We start from the raw sequence: 14225 nt of genomic DNA on the forward strand, positions 1-14225 counted from the left end.
TTTTTTATATAGTTGTTTTTTACAAAAAATTTATTTCTATTTATTTATTTTATACATAGTTTTTTCTTCAAATTATTTCTATTTTAAACTAATTTAGCAATGCCTGTTTCATACTCTTTTTGATAAAAAAGTGTACACATAAAAAGTGAACCCCTAAATAATAAACATACTTATATCTATCATCTAAAGGTTCACTTTTTAATTATATGACTGTTTTCATACAACTACTCATATTTTAAAGATTCAACAATCTTTAACTTCGCAAATATTCTTATTGGTATGATGGATGTTCCTAACATGACTACAATACCTGTTAAGATATAAATATATACTAAAATGCTTTGCATCTGAAAGCTTTCTTTATTTACAGCGCACATAATATATGACATCAAAATACCACCTATAGCCCCCATAATTCCACCTATTAAGGCACTGGTTAAAGATTCTATCATAAGCATTGTCGTTACTTGTACTTTACTCATCCCTATAGATTTAAACATAGCTAATGCATGTTTGCGCTGTATACAACTTAATACTAGATTATTAACGACACCAAAAAATCCTATTACAATTGCTATAATACAAAAACTTTGCATAAGAGATGTGCTATTCGCATTATCTTCTATTTCATTTAATTCTAACTGTTTTTTCGTATACATTTTTAACCCATAATCAGAATATATATTTTTTAGATTCTCGGTAATTTCAGTTAGTTCTTGTCCCTTTCTTGCCTTTAAATAATATGAACTACTTTCATTATTTTTCATATCTAACTTTATAAATGATTTTGATACAATAGCATAATCACTGTCATTCATAAAATTATTAAAAAATCCTATTACCTCATATGCTTTTGTGCCACTCTCTGTTTTTAATTGAACTAAATCACCTTTTTCAACTTTTAAACTTGTCTTAAGTTGATTAGAAAGTAACACTTTCCTACCATTATCTAATTGAGCTATTAGTGGTTCTAAATTTTCTTTACTGCTTAATGACCAAAACTCTAAAAACTTTTCAGTATCAATTCCTTTAACAGTTCCAATTACCTGGTCTGTTCCTTCAACTTTTAAATCATCAAATTCATAGTTCTCATAAACATCTGCTATACCCGTTATATTTTTAAACTTACTTGCTAAATGCTTGTCATATTTCGCACTACTTACACTGATATCAAAATAAGCGTTCTTATAGCTATTCAAACTAGAAAGTACCATATTATAACCCGATGTATTAATTGTAATTAAAATAGCTATACTTATAGCTAGCATGATAATATTGTTAATAATGCATTTATTATCATTTAGATTCTTCGTTGCAATTAGTCCAATATTTCCAAATATCACATTATATGCACAGCCGAATACTTTAGTAAATATCTTAACAAGATAAGGTATTATTAAAACAATCGCTATTAATGTAAGAAATAATGCACTTCCTAAACCTAGATTATCATCTGGGTCATAGGTTGGTATCGTTAAACCATATGTAGCGATTAAACAAATTACTGCTATAAACAAACCTACTTTTTTATTTTGTTCAGTATCTTCAAACGTCCTTAAAATAACTGCTTTAATCTCTAAACTAGAAGTTTTTATAATTGGAATCATTGCACTGATTAGACTTAATATCATTGCCACTGAAAAAACGATGATTTGTTGCAATGCTGTATATGTAATTGAAGTACGTAATTCAAGTCCTGGTGCAACATTAGCCATATCTTGCATCACAATAGATAATACATAAAGTAACCCTACACCTAATATTAACCCTAAGCTACCACCTACTAAACCATATATTAAACTTTCACCCAATAAAATAGCGTTGGTTACCTTTTTAGTAGCTCCAATGCTTCGTAATGTTCCAATTATTGGAATACGCTCTACTGCAATGACTTTGAATGAAGAACAAATAATAAAAGCACTCATAAATAATACAATGCCTGATAATATTAAAAATATAGATTGTATATTGGCTAATTGTAATTTTAAAGATTGATTATTATATACTCTTTTTACTTCATATGTTGCATAATCACTTTCTATTTCCTTTAAAAGTTTATCTACATCAGCGCCATCTTTAAATTTAATAAATAGTCTATTATCTTTGCCAGTTAATTTCATTAATTGTCTCATACAATCTTTTGGAATGACTAATGTTGTTGCTCCCTTTGCTTTGTTAAAAGGTCCTTTAGCAGCAGCTATCCCACAAATCTCAAAGTGATAATTATAACCATTGATTTGAAGTTTAAGGCTATCTCCTACTTTTAAGTCATAAGTCTTTGCAAAATCTTTTCCAATGAGAGCCTTTTTCCCATTAAATTCATTAGCATTAATTTCATCTACAATTCCAAAGGGATAAAGTATATCTAAGGCTTCTATCTCCATCCCTCTTATACTTAATGCGACCTTTTCTTTCTGACTCACTTTATATATTGCACTCGTATCCATTTCACCATATATATAGTCAATATCATCTTTATAAGGCTCTAAATTACTCCTACTGACAAATTGATACCTTGTCTCTTCTGTAGGTGTAATTGTTAAATCTGCTACACCTACTACTACTTTTATGGAATTTGTTACACTTTCTAAAAAACTATCTGATATTGCAATTGATGCAAAAAATACACCTGTGGAAAGCATAATAGAAAATATAATCAAAAAACATCTCATTTTCTTGCTCATAATATTCCTAAATAGCATCTTTAAGATCATTCTCATAATTGTCTTCTTATTCCCCCTTTCTTCTTTAGTATACTATATGATAATATCTTTACTCTAAGCTTAATTTTTTATCTACAATATAAGATGACAATCTTAAAAAAACAATAATGCATATTAAATCAATAACTAGTTTAACCACACTAAATTCTGTAATAGATGCTGTTGCCACATTTCCAATTCGTAAGCTTTGTAATTCTATATAAACTGGTGCTGCTTTTTCAATCAAAGTCTCTAACTTATCTATAATACTCCCTATTACTACAATAAAAATAATAGATATCACAGCGAAACCACTTTTAACTTTAAAAACACCTTTTGCTAAAATCATTGAAAAGTATACAAGTGTCATAAAACTAATATATGTAATTGCTGCAATTAAAATAGTATATACTAAATCATCCAACATATAGACTACACTTTGCCAACCTTGTGTACTTGCAACACCTTTTCCTATATGTAATACGCAAAAAATACAAATAATAATAAAATATGTGATGTACTCAATAGATGTTGCTATTAATTTTATATATATGATTTTTGAACTTTGTTCTGGTATAGAAAAGCTTAATTTACCTTGATTTCCAACTAATTCAACAACTAAACTTTTAATACCATGAATAACTGCAATCAACAAACTTATTCCACTTAAACTAATTGCTAATACTAAACTAAATACAGATAATTTATTTAATGAGCCATCCATCATAAATGAAAGACCACTTCCCTTTTCCACGGCAGAAGACCATTGAAAAGTCAATAACATTAATATATGGCTTATAACTAATAATGCACTCATTAAAACAATTTTATTTTTCCTTCCTCTAATATCACACTTAACTAACTCTAACATTACTTACTACCTCCTTATAAATTTCATAAAGGGATTGCCCTCTGTCTTCAATTAATAAATCCGTTTCCCCTTTTAATATTATCTTACCATCTTTTAAAAACGTAACATAATTTAATAAACCCTCAACAGTTTGTAGGTTAGAGGTTGCAATAATAACAGTTTTATCCTCAGTATAGTTTTTTATTAACCATTGGCCCATTTGCTTTTGTACTAAAGGTGTCACACCTAAAAATGGCTCATCGAATAAATAAATTTTTGTATTTCTACTTACTGTAAGTGCAAACTTTACAAGCATAAGTTCATCATGTGATAGTGTAGCAATCTTTCTCTCTAATGCTAAATCTTTTAATAGCTCTTCAGCTTTTTGAGTTTCAAAATTCTTATATACCTTTTTAAAAAAGTGTATTGCCTCTTTAATCGTCATCCAAGCATATAAATGATTGTCTTTTGGCAAATATGCCACATCTTTTTTGGTTAGCTTACTTACAGGTGAACCTGCAATTTCTATACTTCCTTTATCTGCTTTTATTAAACCCATAATAAGTTCTAGTAATGTTGTCTTACCACTCTGACTTCCTCCAACTAAGCCCATTATCATACCACTTTCTAATTCTAACTCTATATGCTCTAGTGCTACTTTCTTACCATACATTTTATAGACATCATGCATTACTAAACTAGCTATCATTTTATCACTCCCTTCGAGCATACCTAGAGATATTTTCAACTATTTGATTATATGTAAATCCAATGCCCATCATTTCTTCAATAAAATGACTGGTTAGATTGTCAGCCATATCTACTTTTATTTCTTCAATCATCTCACTCTTATCAGTTATAAATGTCCCCAAACCCCTTTGTACATTAATTACCTTACTCTTTTCTAGTTCCTGATAAGCTCTTTGTACTGTACTTGGATTAACATTATAATATTCTGCCATTTCTCTTACTGATAAAATCTTTTGGCCAATTTGCAACTTACTTGATACGATATCCTTCTTTATACTATTTATAATCTGAATATAAATTGGTATATTATCATTAAAATTCATTTTCCCCCCTACCTTCATGTTATAGTATATGGATACACCCATACACTATGGTTAAATTTTTAATCGATATAAACATTTGCAACTACTTCTGTTCCTATTCTTAAGGAATCTACTTGCTCATTTAATTTGATTTCTACATCGAATCCTAATTCCCCATTTACTTCAGTTGCTCTATTTGAGATTCTACTTACTTCCCCTTTTACAATGTTCCCCTTATTGTTAGCAAATTCTAAGTCAACTGCATTGCCTTCTTTGACATATCCACTATACTCCATTGATACATGAATACTTACTAATAAATCCTTTGTATTCATTAATTTCATAAGTGTTGTTTCAGCATCTTGTATGCGTGTTCCATTCATGCATTGGATATCATATACTATCATTTGATCCTGATCTGCAACAATTGCATCCTTTTGAATATGTGCTGTATGTAATCTACTTCTTTTTGTTTTAATTCTTCATTCTTTTGCTTAAGTTCTAACTCAGCAACTTGTAAATTATATACTTCATTTGCCTGATTATAATCTAATTGCTGATTTAAAGAAGTAAGCTTGTCCTCTAAATTATCTATTTCTTTACTATACTTATCTTTTATTTGTTGCATTTGAAGTTTAATTTCTTCTATTTCTGCTTTTGTTTCTGTAATATTTTGATCTACTTTAACTAATTCTGTTTCTGCAATACCACCTACTTCATATAATGCTTGATAATCATTATATGTTTTTTCTTCTTTTTGTAATTCTTTTTCTTTAACCTGCAGCTTTTGTTTTAAAATCAAAAGTTCTGCACTATCTTCATCTGATTTGTATACCTGATATTGCTCTAATTGACTTTGTGTATATTGTATATCTGCTACTAAAGGATTAACATTTGCTTTTAATTGTTGCAACTTAACTTCATCAATTGCAATTTCACTTTTTAATGCTGCAATTTCAGCTAAATAATCTGTATTATTAAAAGTTGCTAATACATCACCCTTATTAACAATCATGCCCTCTTTTACATAAACCTTTTCAATATATCCTGGAAAATCTACAAAAATTTCTTCACCTTCACCATCTATTACTTGCCCATAAAACTCTAATGTCTGCTTTTTAGCATCTGTGGTAGTTTCTGCTGTAACTGCTTTACCTTGATTTGCATCCTTCTGATATCCACACCCAGTTCCAACTAACATCACCATAAGTGCTATAAGTATATATCCTTTTTTCATTAGCCTTAAATTCCCCCCTTATTAATATAAAATATGCTATTAGTATATCATACTTTTTTAAATTTATATATTTTTTTAAAATTTTATATTAAAAAAGAAAAAATCAGCTAGGAAAAGCTTCTAACTTCTCCTAGCTGATTTTTCTTAAAGATTATTTATCAAAATATTTATACATTTTTGTAATTAAACTCACTACTTTTTCAGCAGTAGCAGAATCTACTTTCTCTGTAATTTCTTCATTACATTTTGGATGAACCATAACGATTGTGTTAGGATATACCACTACATCTTTATTTACTTTTCTTAATGCTTCATTTGTACAGTTATATTCCTAACCTTATTATTATAAAGCTACTGCTTATTCTCTCTTTTCTATTAGATATTTTCTTAACTATTTTAAAAGTACATACACCATTCCAACCTGTCATTCATATAATAAATATGAGCCCTTCCATATGGAGGTATGTCTATGCTACCTTTATTCTGTTTTTCGTATTTTAGTAGCATTACTTCCTTTCCTCAACCGCTTACAGCAGAAGAGGAAAAATATTATCTAGAGCTTTATCAGCAGGGCAATGAAAACGCTAAAAATATTCTCATTGAACACAATTTAAGACTAGTGGCCCACATTGTTAAAAAGTATAATAACGCCAACTCTGAAATGGATGATTTAATTTCTATTGGCACTATTGGTCTTATTAAAGGGATTACTTCTTTTGACGCCTCTAAATGCACCAGACTTGCAACCTATGCAGCAAGATGTATTGATAATGAAATATTAATGAATATTCGTTCTGAGCGTAAAAAAGAAAAATGAAACTTCATTGCAAGCGCCTATTGGCACTGATCAAGAAGGAAATGAAATATCTTTACTAGATATTCTTTGTATAGATGGTGATACAATTTTTGATCAAGTTGATTTAGATATTGAGGTTAGACGCCTTTATATGCATATCAAGACCCTCTTAAAGCCTCGTGAAAAAGAAATACTTCTACGTCGTTATGGTCTTTATAATAGGCAAGAACAAACGCAACGGGAAATAGCTGAAGAAATGGGCATCTCCCGCTCCTATGTTTCTCGCATTGAAAAAAAAGCACTAAAAAAACTCCATAAGGAGTTAGAGAAACTTTAAATAATTCTCAAAGGCTGCTAGTTTTCTATCAGCCTTTTTTATCATATCACTATAAAGTTGAATATTTTTGCAATATTCAGAAATTTTTGTGTTATTTTTATCATTTTTATGCTAAACTATTTTTGTACATAGGTTATATTGAACTAATTGCATAAATGTATTTTTGAATACTGTAGTATCAAATCACAAGTAGGGATCTACATGCAAGATAATAAATTTATATTTCAAGAAATACTTTTAGAAGATACTAGGGAAATTATTGGTGGTAAAGAACTTCCTGAACTCTCTAAACGCATCATTCCACCACCTCGTCCAGCTAGTCTCATGAGACGTATCGACGATTTTGTGCCTATTAATAACATAGGTGTAAAAATCTTAAATGAAAAGATGAAAAAAACATCTATTAACTTCAAATAATCTCTATGGAGGTGTTCTTATGAAAAACAGTAAACTTATGCTTCAAGAAATCGTTTTAGAAGATGCTAAAAATATTAATGGTGGTGCAATTATTACTGACAAAGTTATTTTACCACCTATCCGTACTTCTGGTATAATTGCAGTACCTGAAAAAACTATTGAGCTTGACAAAATAGATATTGGTATTAAAAAATACTTTAAAATAAAATATTTTTTAATTACTAAGGAGTGATTCATATGAAAAATAATAAATTTTTATTTAAAGAAATTGTTTTAGAAGATGCTAAAGAAATCAATGGTGGTGTAAGCCTATCAGTATTCCCTTTTGAATCTAAAATCCCTACTCGTCCTACAGGTCTTATTGCACCACCAATAACAACTTTTTCAATCAAAGATATTACAGTTGCTAATTAATTTACATTACTTAATATTTCATACATAAATTATTTCTTATAATCTATGTACATTATGATACAAATGAGGTGAAATATGAATATACATTTTATTGAAGATGATTCAATTCAATTAGCTTACTTTGGTGAAACTGCTCGTTTTTTTGCAGTTAATCTGCTTACTAAATCACTCATTCTCGATATAGATGCAAATACACCTGATGAGACACTTTGTTCACGTTATGATTTAAGCCACGATGACTTACAACAATTCAAAGAATATCTTGCTAGTTACAATACCGTTTCCATTCCTACACCTTCTTTAAATAAGCTTCGTAGACTTATTTTTAACATTTCTAATACCTGTAATCTAAGGTGCAAATATTGTTATGCAAATCATGGCCAATATGGTAGTACTGAAAACCTAATGACCATCGAAACAGCAAAAAAAGCTTTAGATGCTTTCTATAATCACTTTGAAAGTATTGACCTCCTTCAATTATTTGGTGGAGAGCCTACATTAAACCTCCCTGTTATGAAATATATTTGTGAATACATTACTGAAAAAAATAAAACACTCTCTAATCCTACAACAATAGGACTCGTTACAAATGGTGTTGACGTAAGTGATGAATTTATTGATCTAATTAATACTTATAATATGACTGTTACTGTAAGTTATGATGGTAATCCTACTGTTAATGATCTTATAAGAGTTTTCCCAAATAATCAAGGGAGCAGTACACGCATTATTGAAAATATCAAGAAGCTTCAAAAATACACTACTCAACCTGATACAATAGAAGTAACTTATTCTCAATATCATATTGAACATAGTATTCGTATCATTGATATTATGAAACATATTCGTGAAACATTTGGTGAAAGTATCGAAGTACATATTGCGCCTGCTACTGGTGACTGTCATTGTGCTACTACACTCAAGGATTTCACACCTTTTATTGACTCTATCGATGATGTATTTCATGATGAAGTCCCTGATAATGTGTTATACAATATGCTCCAAAGACCTATTAGTGCATTAGTCTCTAAGAAAATTAAAAATGATTTTATTTGTGAAGCAGGTTTCAATACACTTTCTGTTTCAAGTGACGGAAATATATTCCCTTGCTTTACTTTTACAGACCATGCACCTCTTTATATGGGAAATATAAACGATGAAAACGTTTTTACTAACGAAGCATTTTTAACTGTTCAAAATAAGTTCTTAGCTTTTAGTAAAAGTCAAAATGAATATTGTAAAGATTGTTTCGCCAAAAGGCTTTGTAATGCTTGTTTAGGTTGTCATTTACTCGCTGCAAATACTGCCTTTAAACTTAATGAAGCCAATTGTGATGCAGAACGTAAAATGGCTGAAAAAATCATTTTAAATCTTTATAAATTAAAAACAGCTGAAGCAAATTAATGCTTCAGCTGTTTTAATTTTTATACTTCCATGATAATTGGTAAGATCATTGGACTACGTTTAGTTTTTTGCCATACGAATTCTCTTAAATCATCTTTAACGATTGTCTTAATTTGTGACCATTCAACAATATGTTTTTGCTCACAACGATCTAATGCTTTACGTACAACAGCTTTCGCTTCATCCATAAGATTTTCTGCTTCTCTTACGTATACGAAACCTCTTGAAATAATATCTGGTCCAGCAACTACCATACCAGATTCTTTTTCTAATGTCATTACAACGATTAATAAACCATCTTGTGATAAATGTTTACGATCACGTAAGACGATATTTCCTACATCACCTACACCAAGTCCATCTACTAAAACTTGACCTGATGGCACATTACCAACTACTTTACAACCATCATTTGAAAGTTCAATGACTTCACCAATAGCAGGGATTTGAATATTATTGCGACGCATACCAAGCTCCATAGCAAGTTCAGCATGTTTTTGTAAGTGTCTATATTCACCATGTACTGGAATAAAGTATTTTGGTCTCACTAATATGTGTAATAATTTAAGTTCTTCTTGTGCCGCATGTCCTGATACGTGTGTATCTTCACGTACAACTTTTGCACCTTTTTTACAAAGTTCATTAATAACTTTAGAAACTGTTTTCTCGTTTCCTGGAATAGGTGTTGAACTTAAGATAATCACATCTCCAGGTTTAATATCGATTTGTTTATGATCAGATGTTGCCATACGTGAAAGAGCTGCCATAGGTTCTCCTTGACTACCTGTCATGATTAAAACAACTTGATCATCACGATAACGTTTTACATCGTTAATCTCAATCATAATGCCTTCTGGTACTGTTAAATACCCCAGTTCACTAGCAGTTTTAACAACATTTACCATGCTTCGTCCAATAACTGCTACTTTACGTTTATATTTAGCTGCTGCATAAATAATCTGCTGTACACGGTCAATATTTGATGCAAATGTTGCAACCATAATACGTTTGTCTGTATTTGCTGCAAATACATCTTCGAATTTTTGTCCTACTACTTTTTCTGATTGTGTATATCCAGGACGTTCTACGTTTGTACTATCTGCCATTAATGCAAGTACACGTTTTCTACCGATTTCTGCTAAACGGTGAATATCTAATGGTGCACCACTAATTGGTGTATAATCCACTTTAAAGTCACCAGAGTGAATAACAATACCTGCTGGTGTCCAAATAGATAACATAACCGCATCTGCAATTGAGTGGTTTGAACGAATGAATTCTACTTTAAAGTTATTACCGAGTTTAATTGTTTCACCTTGTGACACATTAATACGCTCAGTTGTTTTTAATAAGTTATGCTCACGTAATTTATTTTCAACGAGACCGATCGTTAATTTAGTGCCATAAATTGGTACATTAATTTCTTGTAAAATATAAGGTAATGCCCCGATGTGTCCTCATGTCCGTGAGTTAACACAATCCCTCTAATTTTATTAATATTTTTCATTAAATACGTAATATCCGGAATAACTAAGTCAATTCCAAGCATCTCATCTTCTGGAAACGCTAAACCACAGTCTACGATCATAATATCATCTTCATATTCGAAGACAGTCATGTTTTTACCGATTTCACCAAGTCCTCCCAATGGAATAATACGCAATTTACTTTTAGCTTTTCTTGGTACCAAGACTACACCTCCATATATATTTTCTATTGTTCTTTATCTGTACAATTTTTACATTTTCCATAAAATATTAAGTTATGGTCATGTATTTTAAATTGATATACACGTTCAATTTCTGCTTCTATTTCTGAAAGTAAATCGTTTTCTACTTCAAATACACGATTACATACTTCACAAATCAAATGATGATGATGATGTACTGAGTCTTCTGTTGCCAGTTCAAAGCGGCTACATCCATCATCAAAATTAAGTCGATCTACAATACCCATCTCTTCAAAAAGCTGTACTGTACGATATACAGTTGCAAGTCCAATTTCTGGATATTTTTTCTTAACCTCACCATAAATTTCTTCAGTCGATAAATGTTGGTCACTGTGTTCAATTAAAACATCTAATACGCTTCTACGTTGCAGTGTTAATTTACAACCTTTTTCTTTTAATTTTTCTTTAAAACTTGTAGCGTCCACTTACTCTTCCGCCCCTCATCACTTAAATTTATTAGATTTCAATATCGTATTCATCACTTGCCATGAATTCTGTAGCTGCTTTTTTGAACTCCTCTTCATCTTCTACAAGTGCATATTCGATTTCATCATCTGCTTCATTTATTTGCTTTAAAATTGTAGAAATATCATCTTCATCCACTACAAGAAGATATTTAATGCCGCCTAATACAACTTCATCTACAATTTCAAATAAAATTTCTTCGTTTGTTTCTTTATCTACAAATGTAATTCTTTGAATTTCTTCCATTTTCTTTACTTCCTTTTTCTTTACTTCCTTCTCGCTATAAACTACCCTTACCGCTATTCGCATCTAGATAGTTTTGTAATATAATTGTAGCTGCTAACTTATCAATTACATTTTTTCTCTTTTTACGACTCACGTCTGCTTCCAATAAAACACTTTCTGCTGCTACCGTACTTAAACGTTCATCCCATGTAACAACTGGTAATTTGAGCTTTGCTTCTAATTTTTCTTTGAAAAGAAGCGTTTTTTCTCCTCTTTCACCAATTGTATTATTCATATTTTTAGGAAGACCGAGCACAATTTTCTCAACTTTGTATTGCTTACAGATTTCTGCAATACGATTTAAAGTTGCTTTGTGATGCTCTTCTTCTTGTCTCCTAATGATTTCTACACCTTGTGCTGTCCACCCTAGTGGATCACTCACAGCAACGCCTGTAGTTTTTGTGCCATAATCTAAACCTAGTATACGCAAAACGTACCTCCTAAAACCGAGCAACTTGAAGTTACTTTTATAAAAAAACTGTAGGGCTCTTTATGTCCCTACAGCCCTGTTATTTTTTGAGATAAGCTGTAACTAATTCTTCTAAAATCTCATCTCGTTCTATCTTACGAATCTTATTTCTTGCCCCATTGTGGCTTGTAATATAAGTTGGGTCTCCTGACATAATATAACCGACTATTTGATTAATTGGATTATAACCTTTTTCTTCTAGTGCAACATAAACGTCCATAAGTGTTTCTCTTGTTGAGATATTATCTAAATTTCCAAAATTAAATTGCATTGTTTCATTCATATTTTCCATATTACTCATCCTCCAACGCTTCAACCTCAATATAATTAGTATAACATAATACTGCACAAAACTATATATAATTTTAAAAAATATTCTCAGAAAGATTTACTTTTTTAAATGTCCAACAAGTAATTCGCCTTCTACAGCATCAATTACGACAGATTGAACAGTATTTTCGTGGTTTTCTTGTCCTTGGACTTTAACTCTTAAATAATTGCTTGTATGTCCTGTAAGTATAGCATCATGTGCTTTTTCAAAAAGAACTTCCATTGTTTCACCGATATGTTTTGCCATATACGCATGACGTAATTCTTTTTCTAATGCACCTAATGTTTTAGCACGCTTCTCTTTAACACCTGGTTCTACTTGACTTTTCATCTTAGCAGCTGGTGTACCTTCCCTTGGTGAAAATGGAAATACATGAATTTGAGCAAAACCGACTTCTTTAACGAACGCTAATGTTTCTTCAAACTCTTCATCTGTTTCACCAGGGAAACCTACAATAATATCTGTTGTAAGTGCTACATCAGGCCATAACTTTTGTAATCTGTGTACGCTTTCTAAATATTCTTCTTTTGTATATTTACGATTCATGCGTTTTAAAACTGTTTGACTACCGCTTTGTAAAGAAAGGTGGAAATGATGACATACTTTAGGTAATCTTTTAAGTGTTTCAATAAATTCTTCTGTTACCGCAATTGGTTCAATAGAACTCATACGAATACGCTCAATGCCATCTACTTCATGCACGCGTTCTAGTAGCTGCATTAAATTAGTATTACCTAAATCTTTCCCATAAGCAAGGACATGTATTCCAGTTAAAACAATTTCTTTAAACCCAAGACCTGCTAGACGTTTAACTTCATCAATAACCTGTTCTTCTTTTCTACTTCTTATTTTACCACGTACGTAAGGAATAATACAATAACTACAATAATTATTACATCCTTCTTGTACTTTTATATAAACACGTGTACGTTCACCCATATCTGAAATTTTTAACTCTTCAAATTCTTCAACAGCCATAATGTCATCTACAACATTAAGCATATCCATACGCTCTTCTAAAAATTGATCAACAAGCTCAACGATTTGTCCACGCTTATTTGTTCCAACGATTACATCGATTTCTTCAACCTGCTCTTTAATTTGATCAGCTGCAATTTGGGCATAACATCCCATTGCTACAAGTACGCTCTCTGGATTTATTTTTTTAGTTTTACGAAGCATTTGACGACATTTACGGTCACTTAAGTGTGTTACTGTACATGTATTGACAACATATACATCTGCATATTCGCCAAACTCTACAATTTCATATCCTGCCGCTTTAAAATTCTCTAATACTGCTTCGGTATCATATTGATTAACTTTACAGCCTAGTGTATAAAATGCTGCTTTTCTCAAAATAATCACCTCTTTTTATTGACATTCTTCTTTTCAAAATATATTATACAAGTAACTACATAGGTTCTAAGCTATGTAGACTAATCTAGGAGGTATTCATTTATGAAATCAATCCAAATTTCACTTAATTCTATTGAAAAAGTAAAACAATTCGTTAATATTATAAATGCATATGATTGTGATTTCGACCTATCATCAGGCCGTTATATTATAGATGCTAAATCTATTATGGGTATCTTTAGCTTGGATTTAGGCAAACCACTTCGCTTAGACATCTATGATGACGGCGTTGCAGATAACGTCATTAAAGAACTCATACCTTTTGTTTATGAAACTTAAAAAAGGTCCACTTAATCTAAGTGGACCTTTTTTGTTATC

General features: G+C 30.7%; 17 protein-coding genes and 2 pseudogenes. 6 read left to right on the forward strand and 13 right to left on the reverse strand.

Annotated features, from left to right (window positions below; all coding sequences use genetic code 11):
- Window positions 1-224: 224 nt before the first annotated feature.
- The 7 genes from JCM14822_RS13560 to JCM14822_RS22685 form a co-directional block, all read right to left on the reverse strand.
- Window positions 225-2720, reverse strand: a complete 2496-nt coding sequence (locus tag JCM14822_RS13560; protein ID WP_054742908.1) for an ABC transporter permease — start codon at window positions 2718-2720, stop codon at window positions 225-227.
- A 52-nt stretch (window positions 2721-2772) separates the two neighbouring features.
- Complete coding sequence (locus tag JCM14822_RS13565; protein WP_054742909.1) at window positions 2773-3573, reverse strand: hypothetical protein; 801 nt, start codon at window positions 3571-3573, stop codon at window positions 2773-2775.
- Window positions 3557-4261 carry an ATP-binding cassette domain-containing protein gene (locus JCM14822_RS13570; protein ID WP_054742910.1) on the reverse strand — a complete coding sequence of 235 codons (705 nt, stop codon included), beginning with the start codon at window positions 4259-4261 and terminating at the stop codon, window positions 3557-3559. Before JCM14822_RS13570 ends, JCM14822_RS13565 begins: the two co-directional genes overlap by 17 nt.
- A gap of 4 nt (window positions 4262-4265) precedes the next feature.
- The gene (locus JCM14822_RS13575; RefSeq protein WP_054742911.1) at window positions 4266-4625 is read right to left on the reverse strand and encodes a GntR family transcriptional regulator; all 360 of its coding nucleotides are present in this window, start codon (window positions 4623-4625) and stop codon (window positions 4266-4268) included.
- Window positions 4626-4684: 59 nt separating this feature from the next.
- Window positions 4685-5011: an HlyD family secretion protein gene (locus JCM14822_RS13580; protein WP_054742912.1), complete on the reverse strand. Its 327-nt coding sequence runs from the start codon at window positions 5009-5011 to the stop codon at window positions 4685-4687.
- Complete coding sequence (locus JCM14822_RS13585; protein ID WP_054742913.1) at window positions 5008-5841, reverse strand: biotin/lipoyl-binding protein; 834 nt, start codon at window positions 5839-5841, stop codon at window positions 5008-5010. The genes JCM14822_RS13580 and JCM14822_RS13585 overlap by 4 nt, the downstream gene beginning before the upstream one ends.
- Window positions 5842-5992: 151 nt before the next feature.
- Window positions 5993-6124 carry a hypothetical protein gene (locus tag JCM14822_RS22685; RefSeq protein ID WP_278287226.1) on the reverse strand — a complete coding sequence of 44 codons (132 nt, stop codon included), beginning with the start codon at window positions 6122-6124 and terminating at the stop codon, window positions 5993-5995.
- A 186-nt stretch (window positions 6125-6310) separates the two neighbouring features.
- Between JCM14822_RS22685 and sigK the strand changes: the two are divergent.
- The 5 genes and pseudogenes from sigK to JCM14822_RS13605 all read left to right on the forward strand — a co-directional run bounded on the left by sigK (window position 6311) and on the right by JCM14822_RS13605 (window position 9209).
- Window positions 6311-6974 (forward strand): annotated as a pseudogene (sigK, locus tag JCM14822_RS24585) (RNA polymerase sporulation sigma factor SigK).
- 201 nt (window positions 6975-7175) lie between these two features.
- Entirely contained in the window at window positions 7176-7391 is a 216-nt protein-coding gene (locus tag JCM14822_RS13595) for a hypothetical protein (protein WP_054742914.1), read from the forward strand.
- A gap of 19 nt (window positions 7392-7410) precedes the next feature.
- Window positions 7411-7623 carry a hypothetical protein gene (locus tag JCM14822_RS13600; protein WP_054742915.1) on the forward strand — a complete coding sequence of 71 codons (213 nt, stop codon included), beginning with the start codon at window positions 7411-7413 and terminating at the stop codon, window positions 7621-7623.
- A 5-nt stretch (window positions 7624-7628) separates the two neighbouring features.
- The gene (locus JCM14822_RS20420; RefSeq protein WP_157047766.1) at window positions 7629-7805 is read left to right on the forward strand and encodes a hypothetical protein; all 177 of its coding nucleotides are present in this window, start codon (window positions 7629-7631) and stop codon (window positions 7803-7805) included.
- A 75-nt stretch (window positions 7806-7880) separates the two neighbouring features.
- Window positions 7881-9209, forward strand: coding sequence for a radical SAM/SPASM domain-containing protein (locus tag JCM14822_RS13605; RefSeq protein WP_054742916.1), 1329 nt, complete (start codon window positions 7881-7883; stop codon window positions 9207-9209).
- A gap of 20 nt (window positions 9210-9229) precedes the next feature.
- Here the strand turns inward: JCM14822_RS13605 and JCM14822_RS13610 are convergent.
- From JCM14822_RS13610 to mtaB, 6 genes and pseudogenes are all read right to left on the reverse strand, one after another.
- Window positions 9230-10899 (reverse strand): annotated as a pseudogene (locus JCM14822_RS13610) (ribonuclease J).
- A gap of 23 nt (window positions 10900-10922) precedes the next feature.
- Window positions 10923-11363, reverse strand: a complete 441-nt coding sequence (locus JCM14822_RS13615; protein ID WP_054742917.1) for a Fur family transcriptional regulator — start codon at window positions 11361-11363, stop codon at window positions 10923-10925.
- 31 nt (window positions 11364-11394) lie between these two features.
- Window positions 11395-11649 carry a DUF1292 domain-containing protein gene (locus tag JCM14822_RS13620; protein WP_054742918.1) on the reverse strand — a complete coding sequence of 85 codons (255 nt, stop codon included), beginning with the start codon at window positions 11647-11649 and terminating at the stop codon, window positions 11395-11397.
- Window positions 11650-11683: 34 nt separating this feature from the next.
- The gene (gene ruvX / locus JCM14822_RS13625; protein ID WP_054742919.1) at window positions 11684-12118 is read right to left on the reverse strand and encodes a Holliday junction resolvase RuvX; all 435 of its coding nucleotides are present in this window, start codon (window positions 12116-12118) and stop codon (window positions 11684-11686) included.
- 79 nt (window positions 12119-12197) lie between these two features.
- Window positions 12198-12449 (reverse strand): IreB family regulatory phosphoprotein, encoded by a 252-nt coding sequence (locus JCM14822_RS13630; protein ID WP_054742920.1) that lies wholly within the window; start codon window positions 12447-12449, stop codon window positions 12198-12200.
- 96 nt (window positions 12450-12545) lie between these two features.
- Window positions 12546-13847, reverse strand: coding sequence for a tRNA (N(6)-L-threonylcarbamoyladenosine(37)-C(2))-methylthiotransferase MtaB (gene mtaB, locus JCM14822_RS13635; protein ID WP_054742921.1), 1302 nt, complete (start codon window positions 13845-13847; stop codon window positions 12546-12548).
- Window positions 13848-13949: 102 nt separating this feature from the next.
- On the opposite strand from mtaB, the gene JCM14822_RS13640 reads away from it, so the two are divergent.
- On the forward strand, window positions 13950-14186 hold the full coding sequence (locus JCM14822_RS13640) for an HPr family phosphocarrier protein (protein ID WP_054742922.1): 237 nt from the start codon (window positions 13950-13952) through the stop codon (window positions 14184-14186).
- Window positions 14187-14225: the final 39 nt, after the last annotated feature.

This window comes from Cellulosilyticum ruminicola JCM 14822, from assembly GCF_001311925.1.
GTDB lineage: Bacteria > Bacillota > Clostridia > Lachnospirales > Cellulosilyticaceae > Cellulosilyticum > Cellulosilyticum ruminicola.